The sequence below is a fragment of the Rhizobium sp. F40D2 genome (assembly GCF_051810745.2).
Taxonomy (GTDB): domain Bacteria; phylum Pseudomonadota; class Alphaproteobacteria; order Rhizobiales; family Rhizobiaceae; genus Rhizobium.
On the sequence record NZ_JBPWQX020000002.1, the window covers coordinates 304637 to 324166 of the forward strand.

Annotated in this window: 18 protein-coding genes and 6 pseudogenes; 4 read left to right on the plus strand and 20 right to left on the minus strand. The window is 60.8% G+C overall.

Annotated features, from left to right (window positions below; translation table 11 throughout):
• Positions 1-225: 225 nt before the first annotated feature.
• From ACS4RS_RS26140 to ACS4RS_RS26165, 6 genes and pseudogenes are all read right to left on the minus strand, one after another.
• Positions 226-645 (minus strand): annotated as a pseudogene (locus ACS4RS_RS26140) (type II toxin-antitoxin system HipA family toxin); the annotation flags it as partial.
• Positions 638-973: a helix-turn-helix domain-containing protein gene (locus tag ACS4RS_RS26145; RefSeq protein ID WP_439012945.1), complete on the minus strand. Its 336-nt coding sequence runs from the start codon at positions 971-973 to the stop codon at positions 638-640. The pseudogene ACS4RS_RS26140 and the gene ACS4RS_RS26145, both read right to left, overlap by 8 nt.
• 14 nt (positions 974-987) lie before the next feature.
• Positions 988-1147 (minus strand): annotated as a pseudogene (locus tag ACS4RS_RS26150) (cysteine hydrolase); the annotation flags it as partial.
• A 52-nt stretch (positions 1148-1199) separates the two neighbouring features.
• Entirely contained in the window at positions 1200-2054 is an 855-nt protein-coding gene (locus ACS4RS_RS26155; RefSeq protein WP_439012946.1) for a transglutaminase family protein, read from the minus strand.
• A 77-nt stretch (positions 2055-2131) separates the two neighbouring features.
• Positions 2132-2521 (minus strand): response regulator, encoded by a 390-nt coding sequence (locus ACS4RS_RS26160; RefSeq protein ID WP_439012947.1) that lies wholly within the window; start codon positions 2519-2521, stop codon positions 2132-2134.
• Positions 2522-2669: 148 nt separating this feature from the next.
• Positions 2670-2747: pseudogene (locus ACS4RS_RS26165) on the minus strand ((R)-mandelonitrile lyase); the annotation flags it as partial.
• Positions 2748-3039: 292 nt separating this feature from the next.
• On the opposite strand from ACS4RS_RS26165, the pseudogene ACS4RS_RS26170 reads away from it, so the two are divergent.
• The 3 genes and pseudogenes from ACS4RS_RS26170 to ACS4RS_RS26180 form a co-directional block, all read left to right on the plus strand.
• A pseudogene (locus ACS4RS_RS26170) lies at positions 3040-3237 on the plus strand (hypothetical protein); the annotation flags it as partial.
• A 453-nt stretch (positions 3238-3690) separates the two neighbouring features.
• Positions 3691-4527: an alpha/beta fold hydrolase gene (locus ACS4RS_RS26175; protein WP_439012949.1), complete on the plus strand. Its 837-nt coding sequence runs from the start codon at positions 3691-3693 to the stop codon at positions 4525-4527.
• 80 nt (positions 4528-4607) lie between these two features.
• Positions 4608-5285: a gamma-glutamylcyclotransferase gene (locus tag ACS4RS_RS26180; protein WP_439013269.1), complete on the plus strand. Its 678-nt coding sequence runs from the start codon at positions 4608-4610 to the stop codon at positions 5283-5285.
• A 9-nt stretch (positions 5286-5294) separates the two neighbouring features.
• Here ACS4RS_RS26180 and ACS4RS_RS26185 read toward each other — a convergent pair whose 3' ends face one another.
• From ACS4RS_RS26185 to ACS4RS_RS26225, 9 genes and pseudogenes are all read right to left on the minus strand, one after another.
• Positions 5295-5660, minus strand: coding sequence for a LysR substrate-binding domain-containing protein (locus ACS4RS_RS26185; protein ID WP_439013270.1), 366 nt, complete (start codon positions 5658-5660; stop codon positions 5295-5297).
• 5 nt (positions 5661-5665) lie between these two features.
• Positions 5666-6274 carry a J domain-containing protein gene (locus ACS4RS_RS26190; RefSeq protein WP_449314087.1) on the minus strand — a complete coding sequence of 203 codons (609 nt, stop codon included), beginning with the start codon at positions 6272-6274 and terminating at the stop codon, positions 5666-5668.
• Between the two features lie 40 nt (positions 6275-6314).
• Positions 6315-6470: pseudogene (locus ACS4RS_RS26195) on the minus strand (LysR family transcriptional regulator); the annotation flags it as partial.
• Between the two features lie 88 nt (positions 6471-6558).
• Entirely contained in the window at positions 6559-8259 is a 1701-nt protein-coding gene (locus ACS4RS_RS26200; protein WP_439012951.1) for a dihydroxyacetone kinase family protein, read from the minus strand.
• A 22-nt stretch (positions 8260-8281) separates the two neighbouring features.
• Complete coding sequence (locus ACS4RS_RS26205) at positions 8282-9220, minus strand: TIM barrel protein (protein ID WP_439012952.1); 939 nt, start codon at positions 9218-9220, stop codon at positions 8282-8284.
• A gap of 36 nt (positions 9221-9256) precedes the next feature.
• Positions 9257-10795 carry a tripartite tricarboxylate transporter permease gene (locus tag ACS4RS_RS26210; RefSeq protein WP_439012953.1) on the minus strand — a complete coding sequence of 513 codons (1539 nt, stop codon included), beginning with the start codon at positions 10793-10795 and terminating at the stop codon, positions 9257-9259.
• A gap of 33 nt (positions 10796-10828) precedes the next feature.
• Positions 10829-11329: a tripartite tricarboxylate transporter TctB family protein gene (locus ACS4RS_RS26215; RefSeq protein ID WP_439012954.1), complete on the minus strand. Its 501-nt coding sequence runs from the start codon at positions 11327-11329 to the stop codon at positions 10829-10831.
• A gap of 74 nt (positions 11330-11403) precedes the next feature.
• Positions 11404-12396 carry a tripartite tricarboxylate transporter substrate-binding protein gene (locus ACS4RS_RS26220; RefSeq protein WP_439012955.1) on the minus strand — a complete coding sequence of 331 codons (993 nt, stop codon included), beginning with the start codon at positions 12394-12396 and terminating at the stop codon, positions 11404-11406.
• A 73-nt stretch (positions 12397-12469) separates the two neighbouring features.
• A complete protein-coding gene (locus ACS4RS_RS26225) occupies positions 12470-13504 on the minus strand; it encodes a 4-hydroxythreonine-4-phosphate dehydrogenase PdxA (RefSeq protein ID WP_439012956.1) in 1035 nt (344 codons plus the stop codon).
• A gap of 170 nt (positions 13505-13674) precedes the next feature.
• On the opposite strand from ACS4RS_RS26225, the gene ACS4RS_RS26230 reads away from it, so the two are divergent.
• Positions 13675-14361 carry an FCD domain-containing protein gene (locus ACS4RS_RS26230; RefSeq protein ID WP_439012957.1) on the plus strand — a complete coding sequence of 229 codons (687 nt, stop codon included), beginning with the start codon at positions 13675-13677 and terminating at the stop codon, positions 14359-14361.
• 78 nt (positions 14362-14439) lie between these two features.
• Here the strand turns inward: ACS4RS_RS26230 and ACS4RS_RS26235 are convergent, their stop codons facing one another.
• The 5 genes and pseudogenes from ACS4RS_RS26235 to ACS4RS_RS26255 all read right to left on the minus strand — a co-directional run bounded on the left by ACS4RS_RS26235 (position 14440) and on the right by ACS4RS_RS26255 (position 19471).
• Positions 14440-15186, minus strand: coding sequence for a ribonuclease activity regulator RraA (locus tag ACS4RS_RS26235; protein ID WP_449314088.1), 747 nt, complete (start codon positions 15184-15186; stop codon positions 14440-14442).
• Positions 15187-15207: 21 nt separating this feature from the next.
• Positions 15208-16371 carry an enolase C-terminal domain-like protein gene (locus ACS4RS_RS26240; protein ID WP_439012959.1) on the minus strand — a complete coding sequence of 388 codons (1164 nt, stop codon included), beginning with the start codon at positions 16369-16371 and terminating at the stop codon, positions 15208-15210.
• A 33-nt stretch (positions 16372-16404) separates the two neighbouring features.
• A complete protein-coding gene (locus ACS4RS_RS26245) occupies positions 16405-17502 on the minus strand; it encodes a sn-glycerol-3-phosphate ABC transporter ATP-binding protein UgpC (RefSeq protein ID WP_439012960.1) in 1098 nt (365 codons plus the stop codon).
• 123 nt (positions 17503-17625) lie between these two features.
• Complete coding sequence (locus ACS4RS_RS26250) at positions 17626-18516, minus strand: ABC transporter permease subunit (protein ID WP_439012961.1); 891 nt, start codon at positions 18514-18516, stop codon at positions 17626-17628.
• Positions 18513-19471, minus strand: a pseudogene (locus ACS4RS_RS26255) (carbohydrate ABC transporter permease). Before ACS4RS_RS26255 ends, ACS4RS_RS26250 begins: the two are co-directional and overlap by 4 nt.
• Positions 19472-19530 lie beyond the last annotated feature (59 nt).

Consider the following 19530-nt stretch of genomic DNA (forward strand, 5'->3'; position numbering starts at 1 on the left):
AAAATAAGGAATTGCCCGTGTGGTCACGATAGACAAGTAGCGTCCATCTCGTCGTACGCCGCCTAGCTGCTCGTGCCTGGGATCGCAGTCAGCAAGAGGTCCTACACTCGATCTCGGCTGACCGCGCACCGACCGCTTTTGCAGTCTCGCGCCACGTTGCGGTGGAGGTTGCGACTTCCTTAATGATCGCGCGAGCCTGGGCGAGCGTGAAGGCGAAGAACCCGGCGCAGGGACGCCGGAACGGATCGGCGCTTCGAATTCCTCCTCTCCAACCCAGCCGAACCGGAGCGCGCCGAGCCGCGTCTCGTCAGCGACGCCAAGCAGATAGTCGCTTTCGGCCAGCGTGCGAACGGCCCGGCGATCGCGCTCAGCCATGCGCCTTTCCGAGCGTTGCATGAGGCGTCGGCCCCAGGTATCGGGTGCTGAGTCGCCAATAGAACCAAATGTTGCGAGGCCGGCGGGTGGGGCGAACGCTCCCCGGCTCAGAGCTAGAGCAGGCTCCAGCGAGAAGCGGTCGGGGTCCTCAAGCCAGGCACGGTCATACTCAAACATGATCGTTTCGGCCCCACGGACGCGATTGCTCCGCGCCAGTCCGATCGGACGTGTGCGGCCGTGAAGGTTGAGATGAATTTCAAAATCAGCCATCGCGTGACGATCCCGGCGATCGCTTTGGGTGAGCGTGCTTGGGCAACTCCGCACTGGCCAGAGCCTGGCCGACGCTGTCGCTACTGATGTCGGCGACTTGGCTCAGCCCATCTAGCAGGCCGAGTGCCTGGAGGACGCCCGCATAGATGCCGATTCTGACATTGGTGTCGCCGGCCTCGATCTTTTGAAGCGTTGAGCGCGAGGTGAAGGCACGTTCGGCTACTACCGCCATAAGCAGGCGGCGACGTCGACGTGCGTCGTGGATGTCTGCCCCCAGTTTGCGCAGCGCGCGCCGCATAGCGGCCGGAGAATTATGAGGTGGCGGCATTTGCCACCTTCGCACTACAGATTGGTCGGAAGAATATCGTCGACATGGGCCGTCCAGCCAACTGCGCCTTGCGCGCGGATCATCGCGATGGCTGCGGTTTTGAATTCGGGAAGAATAGCTTTCCGTCCTCTCCTCGGCGAGCCGACACTCATTGCCGCGGTCATTGGTCTCGCGCGCGTCCGGACCAATGACCTGACTGAGTAGAGCAGGCGAACGTCATCTGTCGCTATTCTCGTATCTCGACCACCTTTACTGACACGTCCAAATCCAGGAAATCGTCAGGCAGTCCCGTATATCCGCCGGCAACAGGCATGATCTGTCCATTGTTGCGGGCAAACGCTACGGGAATAAGATATGCTTCTCCCACTCGCCGATGGGTGGGATCAAACGCGATCCAACCGGCTCCCGGAAGATAGACTTCCGCCCAGGCATGTGTCGATCCGCCGTCGTCGACAGATGCCCGCGGGTCGTAGATGTAACCGGAGACAGCACGCGCGCCAAACCCCAGGCAACGTACAGCTTCAATGAAAAGCGCTGCAATGTCCCTGCATGAGCCACTGGCCTGCTCCAGTGTCTGTTGCGGCGACTGTGTGCCTTCCTCGTCTCTGATGCGATAGCTGACATTTGTCAGAACACCGGCATTGATATCCTTCAGGAGCGAAAGCGTATCGGTCGGGCGGCTGCCAACGAACGCTCGGGCCCAATCCGCCACACGACTACCAGGAGAGGTCGCGACAGCCAACGCGCCGAGGTCGGTCTCGTCTTCGGTCGAGTAGGTGAAGGGGTAGGAATGCGCCGACATGTCTATATTGAAGACCGGCCACGGGTCGGCGGTCTGCTCGACAATGGCAGCGCTGGAGATCGTCAGTTCGGAGGTCCGTTCAGAAAACGTTGCCGTTGCGATCGTGTTGCCGAAAACGTCCTTCGCCCAGTCGATTGACCCGCTCGCAGAACAGTCAATGCTGAAAGAAGAGATCCGAAGCTGTTGGTCGGTCCGGGGCGACAGGATCAGGCGGTGGGCAAGCAACCCGACGGGCCGCAAGTAGCGGTAGGTCGTTCGATGCTTGATCTGAAGTTTCATAATGATTTCCCGGCCGTCAGAGGTTCAGTCTATCTCAGACGCGGTCAGCGAAACGGCGCTCGCGAAGTGTTCCTGCACTACTGACTCCATTGAGGCGACGAGACTTCTTCTGGATACTCCGATTCAATGAGGAGCTTGAAGCATGTCATTAGGGGCTCGGTAGCGTACGGCTTCCTGACAAATCTAAAGCGGTGCGGTAGCAACGACTGCCGCAGATTTACGACCCCGGACGTCATAACAATCGCTAGCTTTGGCCATCTTGCATGAATCCGCACTGCGAGTTGGACGCCATCTATCGGGCCTGTCATATTAACGGAGGTGAACACGAGACTGATGTCGTCCCGCTTTTCTAGGGTCTCCAGCGCATCTGCGCCATTGGATGCTTCGGCTGTCCCATAGCCTGACGCCTTACACGCAACGACCGCCTGCGCGCGGAGGATCCTGTTCTCTTCTACAATCAGGATCACGTGTTTTTGATCGTGGCCATCTAACAACTTGATTGCCCAGCAAAGAGTTTAGCGACGAGAATCATCAAATCATCAATGTTGCGGCGCAGCAACAAGATATTGACAGCTGGTGTACACCCGATGTCTCGTTCCGCGGGTGGGTATACTAGGCTGTGCGGGCGCCGGGTTCGAAGGTCACCAGTGCGGATGAGCCGCGCCGCGCATCATTGGCTGCGAGAAGCGGGTCACGCGGACGGTGCCGCAGTCAGAAGACCACAAGCCCTTATGCCCGTAGCCCGCCCCGTGAACCCCTGCCGGGTCATGATTAGATGCTATAATCCGAATGAACCTAGAGGGAACGCAGTTTCACGCGGGCGGCCGGCAAGCTGGCCATTACCCAGTCGACGCTGAGCCAGACCATCCGCGTCCTGGCAGAGCGACTCGGCGTTCGACTGCTTATCCGAAGCACGCGCAGCGTCTCGCCAACCGAAGCCGGCAAGCGTCTGCTGCAAACCGCAAGGGGCGCCTGGATGACATTCGGCAGGCAGCTTGCAGATGCTGTCCGTGAGAAGCGGCCGAACCTTCCGATCCTGTTTATCACAGGCTATGCCGAAAATGCTGTGCTTAATCATGGTCATCTTTCGCAGGGCATGGAGGTCATGACGAAGCCGTTCGACATGGAGACGCTGGCGAGAAGGGTGAAGACTTCACTTGAAGGACGTTACGGCAACGACTGAGTGAGCTCGCAATACTCGGTCCGCCGTTACTTTCCAACAGCCGGCTGCCGGTCGCCGGTTCGACGTCTTCCACGGCTTTCGGATTTGGGTGGATCTGCCGTGCGCCCAATCGCGCTGATGGGGAGGCGGCAGGCGACTACAGCCGCTGACTTCCCCGAGGCCCAGTGACATCGATGATTATTGCAATTTTAGAAATAAATTCCGCAGTTTTATCGCAATTGTTGGACGCATGTGTCTGCGCCATTATCCCTCCATCAGACGAACGCAACGTCGCCTGATGTTTTGAGTGACGAAATCAAAGGACGCGAGATGACCCAGACCCTTTCCTCCATGACGCGTCGGAGCGCGCTACTGTCCGCAGGCGCCGCCGCAGCGACTATGGCAACCTCTGCCTCTCCCAGCTTCGCAGCCGATGCTGCTCCCGCCACCAACCCAACCGAAGGAACCGACACTATGGCATATGTAACCACCAAGGACGGCGTCGAAATCTTCTACAAGGACTGGGGTCCGAAGGATGCCCAACCGATCGTCTTCCACCATGGCTGGCCGCTGTCCTCGGACGATTGGGACGCACAGATGCTGTTCTTCCTGTTGAAAGGATATCGCGTCGTTGCCCACGACCGCCGTGGCCATGGCCGTTCTTCTCAAGTCTCCGACGGTCACGACATGGATCACTACGCTGCAGACGCTTTCGCTGTTGCCGAACATCTCGACCTGAAGAATGCGGTCCACATCGGCCACTCCACCGGCGGCGGCGAAGTTGCCCGCTACGTGGCCAAGCATGGCCAGCCGAGCGGTCGTGTCGCCAAGGCGGTTCTGGTTTCCGCCGTGCCGCCGCTGATGCTGAAGACGGATACAAATCCCGAAGGCCTGCCAATGGAGGTCTTTGACGGCTTCCGTTCGGCCCTCGCGGTAAACCGCGCCCAGTTTTTCCGCGACGTTCCGGCAGGCCCGTTTTATGGTTTCAATCGTCACGGCGCGACAGTCCAGGAGGGTGTGATCCAGAACTGGTGGCGGCAGGGCATGATGGGCGGAGCCAAGGCTCATTACGACGGCATCAAGGCCTTCTCCGAAACTGACCAGACGGAAGACCTGAAAGCCATCACGGTCCCAACGCTCGTCCTCCACGGCGAGGACGACCAGATCGTGCCGATTGCCGACTCCGCGTTGAAGTCTGCCAAGCTTTTGAAGAATGGCTCGCTCAAGACCTATCCGGGCTTCTCGCACGGCATGCTGACCGTCAATGCAGACGTGCTAAACGCCGATCTTCTGTCCTTTGTCCAGTCCTGACAAAATCCTCGGGGCCGCGATACCGAAGCAACCGCGGCTCCGAACGATGCGATGCTTCTCCATCTTGGAAATAGGCAATGATGATGCTGACCCCCGAACTCGTTGCCTTGACACTCCGGGACGTCCAAGATGACGGTCCCGAGCCGGGATGGACACCTCTTTCCGACGCGGGACTCGACTGTCTGGTCGACAGGATCGAGCGCGAGGCAGGCAGCGACCCCGTCTGGGTCTTCGCCTACGGTTCCCTGATCTGGAACCCCGAGTTCGCGCCAGCGGCCCGAATGCCTGCAACCGCCTTCGGCTGGCATCGCTCGTTTTCATTGAAGATCGAACGTTGGCGGGCGACCAGCGAACAGCCGGGCCTGATGATGGCTCTCGAGCGAGGTGGAAGGTGCGACGGCATCGTGCTGCGCCTGTCAGACGAGCGCCGTCGCCAGGATCTCCGTGCATTGGTCGCCCGGGAGATCAAGTACCATGAAGTCGCCGAGATGGTACGGTGGGTTCGCGTGCAGACAGCTGATGGCCCCGCAACGGCACTGACGTTTTGGGCAAGCACCAAGCGATCCGGCCTGACGAAGCCATTGCCGGCGGACACCACGGCGATGCTGATCGCCAATGCCTGTGGGCAGGGTGGGTCGTGTGCGCAGTACCTGCACAACACAATCGTCGATCTTGAGGCCGAAGGGATACGCGACCGGAATCTATGGCATTTGCAGGCGCTGGTCGCCGAACGGATCATGGCTGAACAGTCGGCCTGAAGAGGCCGTTCAAACCGAGGGTCCATCCAGCGTCACCATGTGGGCGGGCACCTGTTCTTCAAAAAACTTGGAAAACGAGGCGATGCGTGGTGGAAGCGCCTGGTGTGGCGGATAAAATAGCGTCAGCCACAAGTCAGGCGGTGCCCCGCCCTTCAAGACATTTACCAGTCGCCCGTTGCGCAGCTGCTCTGAGATGTGGAAGCCCGGGAGCATGGCAACGCCTGCGCCATCTGCGGCCATGTCAACCAGCATCTCACCATTGTTGGCACTGAAGGCTCGGCCAGCCGAGATCGTCATGCTCGATCCGCCGTCCGACAGATCACGCCCTCGCCGGCCGGGACCTGCGTTCCATTCTATCAACGTATCAGTGCGTATCGCACCTAGCAGAAGCCATTGAGCTTCAGGATTCGATGGGCGTCGATCGCCGCCCGGAGCGCCTCCTCTGATGCGCGGTTTCCATCGTTTGCATCGGGGTGGTGCATCTTGAGCTTCTGCTTGTAACGACTTCTGATTTCATCCGGCGTCGCGTTCGGTGAGAGATCGAGTGTTTCGAATGCTTTTGCTTCCAGCACCTTAAGTCTGCGGGAGGGAACGGCCGCTTTCGCCGCTTGCCTTTGTGTAGCGTTTTTTCTTGCGTTGATTGTTTTCGCGGTCCCGGAGCGAATTGAGGAGGGAAGGGGCGTTTCAGTAGAGTGATTGACTCTAACCCCCCAAGTAGGGCGGCTGCCACTCGCGGCTTCCCTCTGATAGCGGGCCGTGACAGGATCTGATAGTTTCGTGACGTAATTGTAGCCTTCGCTATACTGTTTTGCGTGGCTATGGCAAAACAGCAGATACAACCCTTCAGCATCCGCGCCGACGGGGGCGCGATGCATGCCCTGTTTGTCGCATCCGTCCCATTGGCATCTCGGGCCACTCGTTTCGCGATGTTCAGCCGGTTTCTTTCGCGTCGGTCTCAGGCCGACAAAAATCTTCGAATCAGTGGTCATCGCGCCTTATATGGCCATGCTGCTGAACACGACAAGGGCGCTACCGCGCCAGAGCCTCGTGTGGAAAGCCGGCTGCGAGACTGTCGATGAATTTCCGGACGGCTGGCGGGAGGCCTTTTCGTGTCGTGAACACGAGATGGACCAGCCCGTTCATGCCATGACACACCGGAAGAACGCGAACCAGCTTACCATCTTCATTCGAGCTTGCCGAGCGCACCGCGCAGCTGCTTTGCCAGCACTTCCCCACAACTGCCGGCTGGACCGCGCGATATAACTGGCCTCGCTCATAGGGCCTCACCGACGACTCGCGCCGCCAACGCCAGAGAAACAGCCCCGGCATCCGGGTGGCCGACGCTGCGCTCGGCGAGCGGGCGGGCGCGGCCGAGTTTCGGAGTAAGGGCTGCGGTCGCGTCGGCTGCGGCGTGTGCCGCTGCTGCGGCGCCGACCCAGGCGGTCCTGAGTGGTTTTCCCGCTGAAACGGCGCTTTCCAGCGTCTCGACGAAGGGCACGAGCGCATCGACCAGCGTCTTGTCGCCGAGGCGGGCGCGGCCAAGCCGTGTCACGCCGTCGAGCGCCGCGCGTGCGCCCTTTGCTGCCGCAGCTTCATCGATTACCTCATCATCCGAAAGCGCGGTGCTCCAGGCCCGCAGTAACAGACCCCAGATCGCCCCTGAGGTGCCGCCGGCGCGATCCGCCCAGGCGTCGCCCGCAGCCGCAAGCGTGCTTGCTGCACCAGCGCCTGCCGCAACCGCGTGGTCGGCGGCCTCACGTGCGGCAGCCGAACCTCGGCGCATGCCCTGGCCGTGATCGCCGTCGCCGGCCAGGGCGTCTATCCGGCCCAGATCCTCTTCCGCGTCCTTAAGCGCGTCGGCGACGCGGCTGATCAATCCGGCGATGCAGGCCGCACCCGTTCGGCCTGCATCGGTTGACGGGCCGTAGATCGGGGCTGCGTCCTCGTTGGCGATGACGTTGGTCGCCAGCTCCGTGCGGATCTCGCCGCCGCGCTTGAGCACTGGCGTGTCGCAGGCCGCGGTCCAATAGGTTTCAAGTTCCGCGTCCAGCCACATCAAGGTCAGCGAGCAGCCCTGCATGTCGAGGCTGGTCACGTATTCTCCGGCCTCCGGCGCAACGATCTCGAGTCCCGCGTTCTTCAGCCGCGTCGAGACGGCAGTCCAGAGCACGAAGAGTTCTTCGTATTTCGTTGAACCAAGCCCGTTCAGTACAGCCGCCACGCGTGCTGCACCGACGGGGCGCTCAGCAAGGAGGCGGTCGGTCAGGAGGGAGGCCAGTTCACCTGCAGAAACGATTGCCTCCTCTTTGATGCCGGGCTCGCCATGGATGCCGAGGCCGAGTGCCATACGGCCCTTTGCCACGGTGAAGAGCGGGTTAGCCGCGCCAGGCAGCGTGCAACCGGCAAATGCGACGCCGAAAGAGACTGTGTTTGCATTGGCATGGCGCGCGACGCGTTCCACCTCATCGAGGGAAAGGCCGGCCTCCGCCGCTGCGCCCGCGATCTTGAAAACCACGAGATCGCCCGCGATGCCGCGGCGCTTGCCGATTGAGTCGGCCGGCGCGCTCGCCACGTCGTCGGTGACGGGAAGAATGCGCACATCGATGCCCTCGGCGACGAGGCGTTCGGCCGCCACGCCGAAGTTCAGCACGTCGCCGGCATAGTTACCGAAGCCGAGCAGGATGCCGCCGCCGCGGTTCGCCTGGCGGCAGACGCGGGCGATGGCAGCCGTCGAGGGCGAGGCGAAGACGTCGCCTGCGACGGCTGCATCTGCCATGCCGGGACCGACGTAGCCGGCAAAGGCTGGATAGTGACCGGAACCGCCGCCAATGATGACGCAGACCTTGCCGGCCGGCACTATGGTGGCGCGCACCACCCCACCTCGCACCAGGCGTACATGGCGGCTGTAGATATCGGCGAAACCAGCAAGCGCAGTGGCGGCAAAGTCCTCCGGAGCATCGAAGATCGTTGTCATCGTGTTCGTCCTTGGTCGTGTGTCAGTTGCGCGGCAGGATCCGCCTGAGATAATCGCGGTTGGCGGCGGAAACGGACAGGCCGTCACCGCCATAGTGCTCGCAGAGGAAGGCGCTGCGAAAACCGTGTGCGATCGCCATGCGGATCGCCGCCCGGTAATTGACGACGCCGGATTCGAGCGACGCCGGATGGGTGACGATTGCGCCGCTGATGGGGTCTTCGGTTCGCGTGTAGTTTTTGACGTGCCAGTATCTGGCAAAGGGCGCGATCTTCTCCATCATCGCCTGCCAATGCTCGACGGGGCGATGGAGGCGCAGGAGATTGCCGATGTCCGCGTTGATGCCGACATTCGGCAGGCCAACCGCCTCGACGAAACGCAGGCTATCGTCAGCCGTGCCGAGATAGGTGTCCTCGTACATCTCCAGCGAAACCTCGATGCCGAGCTCCTCCGCATGGCGGCCGAGTTCGCGAATGCGCGCGACGGCCTTGCGCCAGGTTGAGGGATCGTCCGGATTCTTGGCGCCGTCGACGGTCCAGAACCAAAGCGCCTTCTTCTGGTCCGCCGTCAGCGGTTCGAAAAGGCCGAAGGAAACGGCGCCCGCGCCGATCGCATTTGCGGTGTCGATGACGCGGTGGCTGTAGGCGAGATAGGCGTCGCCATGTTCGGCGTCGATGACACTCCGGCGCGAGGTCGATATCGCCGGCACGGTGAGGCCGAGGGAGCGGACAAGCGCCATGAAGCCGTCGAGGCGGGCTGGCGGAAGGTCCGCAAGCCGCAGCCAGCTGTCGGTCGGATCGAGTTCGGTGAAGCCGGCGTCGACGACATCATCGAGCGTCGCGGCCCATTCCTCCACCGATTGGTCCTGAACCGACCGACCATCCGGCAAAAGGTTGGGATATTGGATCATCGCGGCTGCGATCGGCCAGGTGTCGCGGGTCCAGATGTATTCGGTCGCGGTCATCGTCAATTCCTGTTTCATGGCGTGGAGGAAGGCTGCTCAGGCCGCCGGCGTGCGATCGTGGTCTTGGGTGGCAACACCGAGCCTGCGGCGGCGTGAGATGCCGAAGAGCCAGAAGACGAGCGGCGAAAAGAGCATCGCCAGGGCGACCAGCATCAGGGTGGTGACGAGACCGTTCGACCAGAAGACCGAGAGCTTGCCGTCGGAAAGCAGCATCGACTGGCGGAACGCATCCTCGGCTTTGTCGCCGAGCACCATGGCCAGAACGAGCGGGGCCAACGGATAGTCGAGCTTTTTGAACACGTAGCCCACAAGGCCGAAGAGCAGGACAAGCCACATGTCGCTTACCGCATTTGCAACCTGGTATGCGCCGGAGAAAATGACGGCGACGATGATCGGGCCGATGATGGCGAAGGGCACCCGCAGGATCGAGGCGTAGAGAGGCACGGTTGCGATCACCAGGATGACGGCGACGATATTGCCGAGATACATGGAGGCGATCAGACCCCAGACGAAATCCGGTCGATCGGTGAAGAGTGTCGGGCCCGGAGTGAGGCCCCAGATCATCAGGCCGCCCATCATCACCGCCGCCGTCGCCGAGCCCGGCACACCGAGCGCGAGCATGGGCAGCAGAGCCGAAGTGCCGGCGGAATGATCGGCAGTCTCCGGCGCAACAATGCCGCGCGGATCGCCCTTGCCGAATAGCGATTTGTCACTGGCAGAGCGCCGGGCGACGCCGTAACTCATGAAGGAAGCCGCGGTGGGACCTGCCGGCGTGATGCCCATCCAGATGCCGATGAGGGTCGAACGGGCGATGGTGAACCAGTAGCGCGGCATTTCGACCAGCGTGCGGCCGACCTCGCTGAGTTTTACCCGGGCCTTGATGCCGTCAAACCGCAGGCCCTCCTCTGTCGTCAGCAGCAGTTCGCCGATGCCGAAAAGACCCATGACGGCAATTAGGAAGGAGACACCCTTGATGAGCTCGGGGATGTCGAAGGTGAGGCGTAGGTTGCCGGAGATCGTGTCCATGCCGACAGAGGCGAGCGCGAAGCCGATCATCATCGAGACCAGCGTCTTGAACGGCGACTGGGCGCCCATCGAGATGAAGCTCGCGAAGGCGAGAAAATAGACGGCGAAATATTCCGGTGAAGAAAAACGCAGCGCGAAATTTGCGACCCAGCCGGACAAAAGCGTGATCATGACAACACCGGCGAGCGCGCCGAGTCCGGCAGAGACGAAAGCAAGTGTCAGCGCCCGGCTCGCTTCACCCTTCTTGGCCATGGGATAACCGTCGAAGGTGGTGGCGACCGAGGAAGGCTCGCCCGGGATGTTGAAGAGAATCGATGTGGTCGAGCCGCCGAAAAGCGCCCCCCAATACATGCATGAGAGCAGGATGATGGCCGAAATCGGATCCATCGAGAAGGTGAGCGGCAGGAGCAGCGAAACGCCGTTCGGCGCTCCAAGGCCCGGCAAAACGCCGACGAGAATTCCGAGCGTGACGCCCAGCATCATGAGCAGGAGATGGTTGAAGCTCAGCACATGGCCGAAACCGTCCATCAGAAGACCGATGTTTTCCATGTCTTTCCTCCGAAGACAGGAGACTTTTCGGGATCAGTAGATCCCGAAGAAAGCCTCGACGGGACCTTTCAGGAGCGGAACCTTGAAGCCGATCTCGAAAATGATGAAGAAGCAGAAGGCGACGCCAACACCGGCAATGACGCCGATCCACCATTTGTAGCCGCCCTGAACGACCATCGTGGCGGCGATATAAAGCGCGGTACCAACGTAAAGGCCGAGGAAGGTTGAAGTCGCTGCAAAGGCCACCAGCGGGAGCAGGAAGCCAAGCACGACTTTAAAGCGCGCCGCATCGATGAACATCTCACCGCTGCCGCGGTGCCTGACGAGAGCAACAGCCAGATTGGCAAGGCTGCCGACGACAATCAGTAGACCGATGTAGAAGGGGAAATAGCCGGCATCCGGCCCCATCTCGGTCCAGCCTGCGCCGGCCTGGAGCGAGCCGTAGGCCACTGCCACGCCAAAGGCGCCTGTCAAAAGGGCGACGGTTGCTTCCACCGCAAAGCGGGAAAGACCGTTTGCACTATTCTCACTCATGAGTCACGACCACCTTTCCGAAAGTGAGCGGGCGTCATCATAACGCCCGCCAGGAACCTCATACCTCGGGAGGTTCAGTTCGCAAGCCAGCCTTCGCGCTTCAGCACACCGCTGACCGCGGCTTCGTCCGTCTTGATGAAGGCCGTCAGGTCGGCCCCAGTCATATAGGTGCCGGACTGGGAGGTGTCGGCGAGGTATTTCTGCCATTCGGGCGTCTCGGACACCTGCTTCAGCACACCGGAGTAAAAAGCGATCACGTCCTGCTCGACGCCAGCGGCCAGCCAGACAGTGCGCGGCATGGCGTAATTGTCGATCGGGATGCCGGACTCCTTACAGGTCGGAATATCGCTCCAGCTCTGGTTGCCGGCGGCTTTGCCTTCGCTCTTCAGCTTCTCGGACTTGAAGACGCAGACCGGCTTGACCAAACCCGCCTGCCACTGACCGAGATTCTCGCTCGGATTGTTGACGTTCGCCGCGACGTGATCCCCCGCCAGCTGTACGGCAGCCTCGCCGCCGCTCTTGAACGGCACATAGCCGATCTTGGTTCCCGTCGCCTCGCCGATCATGGAGGTGAGGATTTGGTCTACGTCCTTCGACTGGCTTCCGGCAACTTTCAATTCGCCTGGCGCGGACTTTGCCTTGGTGATGAAATCGGCGGCCGTCTTGATGTCGGACTTGCCATTGACCCACAGCACGAATTCATCGGAAGCGAGTGCTGCGACCGGCGTCAGGTCGGCCGCCGTATAGGGCACCTTGGCGCGAACCGGCAAGAGATAGGCATTGTTGGTGCCGAAGGTCAGCTTGTAGGCATCGCCTTTGGCGGTGGCGGCATAGACGAAGCCTTCGGCCCCGCCGGCGCTGCCTTTATTCACCACGACGACCGGCGCTTTCATAAATCCATACTTGACGATGATCGACTGGATGGTGCGCGCGAAGATGTCGGTGCCGCCGCCGGGACCAGCGGTCACGACGAATTCCACAGGACGCTCCGGCTCGAAGGCGAGTGCAGGCAGCGCGACGCTTCCGGCGGCGGCCGCCAGACAGGCAATGATCAGGGACTTCTTCATCTTAGCTCCTCCGTTGAGATGATCCGGCATGAGACCTCCTCCATGCCGGCATAGGCTGAATGGCGCGCGAACGTCAGGCCGCGGCGGAAATCGTGGCGGCTTTTTTCGCCATGCGCGTGGCAAGAAGCAGCGCTTCGCGGCTTGCGCCGACATCCGCGATGCCCTTGCCGGCAATGTCGTAGGCCGTTCCGTGGGCCGGCGTGCAAAGCGGGAACGGCAGTCCTCCCATCATGGTGACGCCTTTGTCAAAGCCCATGAGCTTCATGGCAATCTGGCCCTGGTCGTGATACATGGTCATCACCGCCTGGAAGCCGTCCTTCAGCGCCCGCAGAAAGACCGTATCGGCCGGAAACGGACCATCCACGGCAAAGCCGCGTGCCTTGGCCGCCGCCACGGCGGGCTCGATAATGTCGATCTCCTCCATGCCGAAGGAGCCGCCGTCGCCTGCGTGCGGGTTGAGGCCCGCGACCGCAATCTTCGGATCGTCATAGCCGGCATACTTCAGGCAATTGATGGTGAGTTCGATCTCGGAGAGGATTGCGTCGACGGAGAGCGCCGCAGCCACGTCCTTCAGCGGGATATGCGAGGTGACGCGCGCATTCCAGACCTTTTCGAGGACGTTGAACTCGCGGACCTTGCCCTTGAAGCCGATGACATCGGCAACGAAACGGATCTCGTCGTCATAGCCTGGATAGGCATAGCGCATCGCCTTCTTATTGAAGGGCGTGAAGCAGACGGCCTTCACCTTGCCTGTGTCGGCAAGTTCGAGGGCTGTTCGGAAATTGGTCGTCGCGAAGGTGCCGCCGGCAAGCGTCGCTTCGCCTCGCTGCACATCCGCCGGGTCGAGATGGCCAAGGTCAATAAAGACGTGTCGATCTTGGCTCGCTGTCTCGAAATCCTCCAGGGTCGCCATAGCCAGGTCGAGCGCCAGGCCGGCCGCCTCGGCGCCCTCGTCGAGAATGCGGCGATCGCCGATTACCACAAGACGCGCCGCTTCCTTGACGTCGTCGTGCGCGATCAAGCGAGCGGTGAGTTCCGGGCTGATACCGGCCGGATCGCCCATGGCGAGCGCGATGAGAGGCCGTGTTTCAGTTCCGCTGTTGGTCATGATCAAGTTCCCGCTGCATTCTGTATGCAGGGTTCATACGGCATTGGTCAATCCGCATCAAGTCTTTTGTATTCTGTATGCAGCATTTTTTATTGACGGCCGATCTTTGCCCGGTATGCTTTCCTTAGCGACGATTCCGGAGGCCCCAAGGGCTTCGAAGGTGGAAAAATATGGATGATATCAGCAGCTTGGACGCATCCGCAGACAGCGGGCCGGGGCCGATACGCCGAACTGCGCTGCATGATACGCTGGTCAACCGCCTACGTGACATGATCATCGAGGGACGCCTGGAACCTGGAACACGGCTGCACGAGGGCCAACTCGGCGAGCAGCTTGGCGTTTCGCGCACGCCGCTACGCGAAGCGATCAAGTATCTGGCAAGCGAGGGGCTCGTGGAGCTTGTTCCCTCGCGAGGCGCAATCGTAAAGCGGTTCAGCCCCAAAGACGTGCAGGATATGTTGGCCGTGTTGCTGAATTTGGAAGAGTTTGCGGGACGGCTCGCCTGCCAATTCGCGACCGACGCAGACGTGGCTGCTGTGCGGGCAATGCACGATCGCATGGTCGCGTGCTACAAATCCGGCGACAGGTTGGAATACTACAAGCTCAACCAGAACATTCACACGGCGATCGTCGCGCTCTCGGGCAACACGCCGCTCGTCGAGATCCAGGCGATGTTGCAGACGCGGCTGAAGCGGATTCGGTTCATCGGACACGAAGGGCCGGAGAAATGGGCTGCCGCTGTGTCCGAGCATGAAGAGATGATCGCGGCGCTCGAAGCGCGCGACAAGGAAAGACTTGCCGAAGTCCTAGGGCGCCATCTTTCAAACGCGTGGGAACGCGTTCGCGGCGTCCTCTGACGCCACTATCGGTGGACATGTATGACCGTTGCCGGCGATACCCCGGAAAGTTCGCCGCCCGCCTGGGTAATCCATTGGCTAAGTTGTTCCCAGGCGGTTTGTTCTGCGCCACTCTTCGTACTCTTTGCGGGCGTCGTCATGCAGCGGATAGTAGCGCTGCAATGACCCGACCCCCATAAGTTTTACGCGCGAGAACTCCTCCCAATCGTGATGCTTTTGTGATTCTTCGATTACCTTCGGGGCCATTGCGACTGGAACCACCACCACCCCGTCATCGTCGGCGACGATAATGTCTCCGGGGATTACCGTGACACCGCCGCAGGCGATCGGAACGTTGACGGCGTTGGGATAGATGCCGGTCTGCACGTGATAGTTGGGCGTCCAGCCGCGCAGCCATAGAGGCAGATCCAGCTTCTCGACATTGGGCCGATCGCGCATGCACCCATCAATCACGATGCCGGCGCCGCCTCTGCCTTTGAAATAGGTCGACATCATATCGCCGAAGACGCCCGAGCTCATGTCGCCGCGTGCGTCGACCACGACCACATCGCCCTCCTGCACCTGATAAAGCACATGGCGGTGCAACTGCGTCTCCGGATCTGCATATTCTCCCTCGGTGAAGAGGTCCGGCCGCTGCGGCATGAATTGAAGCGTCAGGGCTGGCCCGACGATCGACTTCCCGCGGTTCTGCGGCACGGGACCGACCATGTGCGGATTGCGGAAGCCCATGTGGCCGAGCGTGCCGGAAACCGTCGCGGCGCCGATTTCCTTCAGTGCGTCGATCAGCTCTTTGGGCGGTCGCGGAATGTCGTGCTTGCGGGTCATTTTTGGCTCCGGTGGATGAAACTACCAGTTTGTGACAGAACCGTCGCGGCGCTTCAGGTGAGGCGCTTCCCAGAACCGAAAGCTCTCCGCCCTGATTGCCTCTTCGTTGACCTCGACGCCGAGCCCCGGAAAATCGCTGACGGGATAGTCGGCGCCGTCGAGCCGTGGCTGCACGGGGAAGAAGTCGGAATTATCGAAGCCCAGTTTTGCTTCGGGCGCCCTTGTCTCGAGCCACGCGAAATTCGGCACGGCGGCGGCGAAATGGATGGTCGCGGCCGTGCAGACCGGGCCGAGCGGATTGTGCGGCATCAGGTCCACATAGTGCGCCTCGCTCCAGCCGGCGACCTTCATCGCTTCGGTGAGCCCGCCAACATTGCAAACATCGAGCCGGTTGAACTGATGGATGCCACGCTCGATATAGGGCAGGAATTGCCACTTGCTGGCAAATTCCTCTCCGATCGCGAACGGGATGTCGGTCATCGTGCGCAGGGATTCGTAGGCCTCGGGTGTCTCGTCTCGTATCGGCTCCTCGAGAAAATCAAGCACACCACGGCCGAGCTTGTTGCAGAAGCTCGCCGCCTCTGCCACCGACAACCGATGATGATAATCGATGCCGAGGACGACGTCATCGCCCAGCACCTGGCGCGCCTTGTTCAGCATAGCTGCAGTAGCGCCGATCGACTCCCGCGGCTCAAAAATGTCCTTGCTGTTTTGCCCGATGGGGAAAAAGCGGATCGCCTGCCACCCTTGTGCGCGTAGTTCGCGGGCTCGTTCGATGGCAACCTCGCCCTCGGCCTCGTCACCGGTCGAGGCGAAGGTGGGAATGCGCTCGCGCTGCTTGCCGCCCAGCAGTTCGTAGGCCGGCACCCCAAGCGCTTTACCCTTGATGTCGTGAAGGGCAATGTCGATGGCTGAAATCGCCGCCTGCAGGACACGCCCGCCTTCGAAGTATTGGCTGCGATAAACTTCTTGCCAGATCCGACCAATCTGCATCGGATCGCGGCCGATGAGAAACTCGCGATAGTGCTCGATGGCGCCGGCCACGGCCTTCTCGCGACCGCTCAAGCCGCTCTCGCCCCAGCCGAAGACGCCGTTGTCGGTCTCGATCTTGACCAGCATCTGGTTGCGCGTTCCGACCCATACCGGATAGGGCTTGATCGCCGTGATCTTAAGCTTCGTCGTCATCAACGCCCTCCATCCAAATGCATCCGCTGGGTCTCAGTTGGCCTTGAGGGCCATTTCTGTTTCGCCGTCGAACAGATGCATCCGCTCCTGATCGAACTCGAGCCAAATCTGTTCGTCGGGCGCGACGGCAATGGTTGGCGGCACGCTGACATTGACGATGGCGCCGGACAGGAACGCCTGTACGAAGGTGACGTCTCCGGTCGGCTCCACGGTGTAGGCCTTGGCGGGGATGCTTCCAGGCATCGCGCTCTTGTGCAGCTTGATCGTCGAGTGACGTGCACCGAGCACGACTTTCCTGGTTGTTGCCCTCTCGACCTTCCGAGCGTTGTTCGGCGAGAGCTCGAGGCGCCAGCCCTCCGCGCTCGTCAACACGGTGTTGCCGCCTGCCGTTGATGCCTCCAGCGGAACAAGGCTCATCGCCGGGCTGCCGACGAAACTGGCGACGAACATGTTCACCGGATGGGCAAAGACCTGCGCCGGTGAATCGTATTGCTGCAGGTAGCCGCCGTTCATCACCGCCATCCGGTCGGCCATGGTGACCGCTTCGAGCTGGTCGTGCGTCACGTAGATGATCGTCGCCTTGAGGTCCTGGTGGAACCGCTTGATCTCCGACCGCATCTGCACGCGCAGCTTTGCGTCGAGGTTGGAGAGCGGTTCATCCATCAGGAATACCGCCGGATCGCGAACAAGGGCGCGGCCCAGCGCCACGCGCTGCTGTTGTCCGCCTGAAAGTTCGCGCGGCTTGCGTTCGAGCAGCTGCGTCATGTCGAGTACGCGTGCTGCTTCCTTGACCTTCTTGTCGATCTCGACCCTTGGCAGTTTGCGCATCTGCAGCGGGAACGCCAGATTTTTATAGACCGATTTCTGCGGATAGAGCGCGTAGTTCTGGAACACCATTGCGATGTCCCGGTCCTTGGGGTCGAGGTCGTTGACCACCCGGTCGCCGATGACGATGTCGCCGGATGTGATGGGGATGAGCCCCGCCACCAGGTTGAGTGTGGTGGTCTTGCCGCAGCCTGAAGGGCCGACGAGCGCGACGAATTCGCCGTCGTTGACCGTCAGCGAAACATTGTTGACAGCTTTGAAGCTACCATAGGTCTTGACCAGATCTTGAAGGACCACGTGGGCCACCGGCAACTCCTCTGAAACATAATGCCGAAAAGTGTGAGCGGTTTTCGGACGAAATCATGCTCTAACTCTGTAATTTAGAACAGGATTCCGATTTTAGACCGACCGGCCAGAAATCATCCTGTTCTAGTGCTTGACTGCGCCTTCCGTAAGCGCCCGTACGAAGTATCGTTGCAGGACAAGGAACAGGACCACGACGGGTACGCTCATCATGAAGCTGGCCGCCATCAGGCCCGGAAAGTCCGTTGTATTTTCCGAGAAGAAGCGCTGGATGCCGACCGGCAGCGTCAACTGATCGTTCTTGGAGAGGAAGGTGTAGGCGTAGATGTACTCGTTCCACGCGCCAATGAAGGAATAGATCGCCGTGGCGATAATTCCTGGCGCCGAAAGCGGCATCACGATCAGGAAAAAGGCCTGGAACCGCGTTGCCCCGTCAATGCGCGCCGCCTGCTCGAGTTGCACCGGGATATTGTCGTAGAAGCCTTTGAGGAGCCAGATTGCCAGCGGCAGGCCGAATGTGAGGTAGGTGAGGACGAGCGACCCATGCGTGTTCACCAGCCCGATTGCGCGCATCAGGATGAAGAGCGGCACGAGGAAGATCACCGCCGGGAACATGTTGCGGAGCAAGACGGCGAAGAACAGAAAGTTCCGGCCCGGGAAGGTGAAGCGTGAAAACGCGTATGCCGCAGGAACCGCCACGATCACCGAAAGAATGGTCGTGGCGGTGGAGACGAAAAGGCTGTTCCAGAAGAAGCGTAAGAAATCCTGGCCGACGCTGTTTTGCGGATCGAGCAGCTTCTGGTAGCTGGCAAGGGTGGGTTGGTCCGGCCACCATTGTGGCGGGAACTGCATGGCCGCGAAGCCGGACTTGATCGAGGTGATCAGCATCCAGACCATCGGCAATGCGGTGTAAAGCAGCATGAACACAAGGAAGATGCGTCCGCCCCACCGCCATCCATCGATGCGCATACGGCGACGCGCCTCGCCTCGATGAGCCGTCTCGGCCATTGTGCTCATTCGCTCCCGTCCTTCTGCTCGTTGCCACTCAGCGCACGGACGTAGAAGTAGCCGAGCGACATCAGGATCACGAACAGCAGCACCGAATAGGCCGATGCCACCCCCAGCGCTGGCGGCCGAAAGCGAGTTCGTAAATGTGGGTGATCCAGATATGCGATGCGTTCGACGGCCCGCCGCCGGTCATGATCCAGGGAATGATGAAAGAATTGAAGTTGGCCACTGCCAGCAGAAGGATCGTCACCGTCGAGACGTTTCTCAAATGCGGAAAGGTGACGTGCCAGAACCGCTGCCATGCATTGGCTCCGTCGACTTTTGCGGCGCGCAGCAACTGGTCGGGAACCGTCTGCAGGCCAGCCATCATCATAATCATGGCAAACGGAAACTCTCGCCAGATATTGACGACGATCAGCGAGGGCAGCACCGTGCTGACGCTGTCGATGAAATTCGGCGGCCGGTCGGCTAATCCGAGGCCGACCAGCACCGCGCCAATGATCCCGAAGTCGGAATGGTAGATCCACTTCCAGATATAGGACGCGGCGACCGCGCTGATGACCCAGGGAATGATCAGGACGGCGCGCAGGATGCCACGGCCGACAAAGTCACGATGGAGCGCCAGGGCGCAGCCAAACCCCAGGACAAATGAGACAAAAGTGGATCCCACTGTCCAGATGAGAGTGTTCGAGGTGACCTTCCAGAACACCGGACTTGTGAGGATGGCGATGTAGTTGTCGAAGCCGATGAAAATCTTGTCCCGCAACTGCAGGCCAGGCGGTGTGTTGAAGAACGACAGCTCGATCGTGTAGTAAATAGGGTAGGCTATGACGATGAGCATCACGGCGATCGCAGGAAGCACATAGGCGTAGTCGGCCCGATGCTCCCAAATCTTTCGCAGCACGCCGGACCTATCGGGTTGCGGTCTTCGGAGAGCCTCGGCCTTGCCAGTCAAGATCGTCACTGTGCCGCGCCCTTGTTCTTCGGAACAAACCGGCTGCAGTCGAGGCGCAGCCGGTCAGA

Coding starts and splice junctions, on each gene's coding strand:
- ACS4RS_RS26145 (WP_439012945.1), bottom strand. CDS start 973: ATGCCGCCACCTCATAATTCTCCGGCCGCTATGCGGCGCGCGCTGCGC.
- ACS4RS_RS26155 (WP_439012946.1), bottom strand. CDS start 2,054: ATGAAACTTCAGATCAAGCATCGAACGACCTACCGCTACTTGCGGCCC.
- ACS4RS_RS26175 (WP_439012949.1), top strand. CDS start 3,691: ATGGCATATGTAACCACCAAGGACGGCGTCGAAATCTTCTACAAGGAC.
- ACS4RS_RS26180 (WP_439013269.1), top strand. CDS start 4,608: ATGATGCTGACCCCCGAACTCGTTGCCTTGACACTCCGGGACGTCCAA.
- ACS4RS_RS26190 (WP_449314087.1), bottom strand. CDS start 6,274: ATGACCACTGATTCGAAGATTTTTGTCGGCCTGAGACCGACGCGAAAG.
- ACS4RS_RS26200 (WP_439012951.1), bottom strand. CDS start 8,259: ATGACAACGATCTTCGATGCTCCGGAGGACTTTGCCGCCACTGCGCTT.
- ACS4RS_RS26205 (WP_439012952.1), bottom strand. CDS start 9,220: ATGACCGCGACCGAATACATCTGGACCCGCGACACCTGGCCGATCGCA.
- ACS4RS_RS26210 (WP_439012953.1), bottom strand. CDS start 10,795: ATGGAAAACATCGGTCTTCTGATGGACGGTTTCGGCCATGTGCTGAGC.
- ACS4RS_RS26215 (WP_439012954.1), bottom strand. CDS start 11,329: ATGAGTGAGAATAGTGCAAACGGTCTTTCCCGCTTTGCGGTGGAAGCA.
- ACS4RS_RS26220 (WP_439012955.1), bottom strand. CDS start 12,396: ATGAAGAAGTCCCTGATCATTGCCTGTCTGGCGGCCGCCGCCGGAAGC.
- ACS4RS_RS26225 (WP_439012956.1), bottom strand. CDS start 13,504: ATGACCAACAGCGGAACTGAAACACGGCCTCTCATCGCGCTCGCCATG.
- ACS4RS_RS26230 (WP_439012957.1), top strand. CDS start 13,675: ATGGATGATATCAGCAGCTTGGACGCATCCGCAGACAGCGGGCCGGGG.
- ACS4RS_RS26235 (WP_449314088.1), bottom strand. CDS start 15,186: ATGACCCGCAAGCACGACATTCCGCGACCGCCCAAAGAGCTGATCGAC.
- ACS4RS_RS26240 (WP_439012959.1), bottom strand. CDS start 16,371: ATGACGACGAAGCTTAAGATCACGGCGATCAAGCCCTATCCGGTATGG.
- ACS4RS_RS26250 (WP_439012961.1), bottom strand. CDS start 18,516: ATGAGCACAATGGCCGAGACGGCTCATCGAGGCGAGGCGCGTCGCCGT.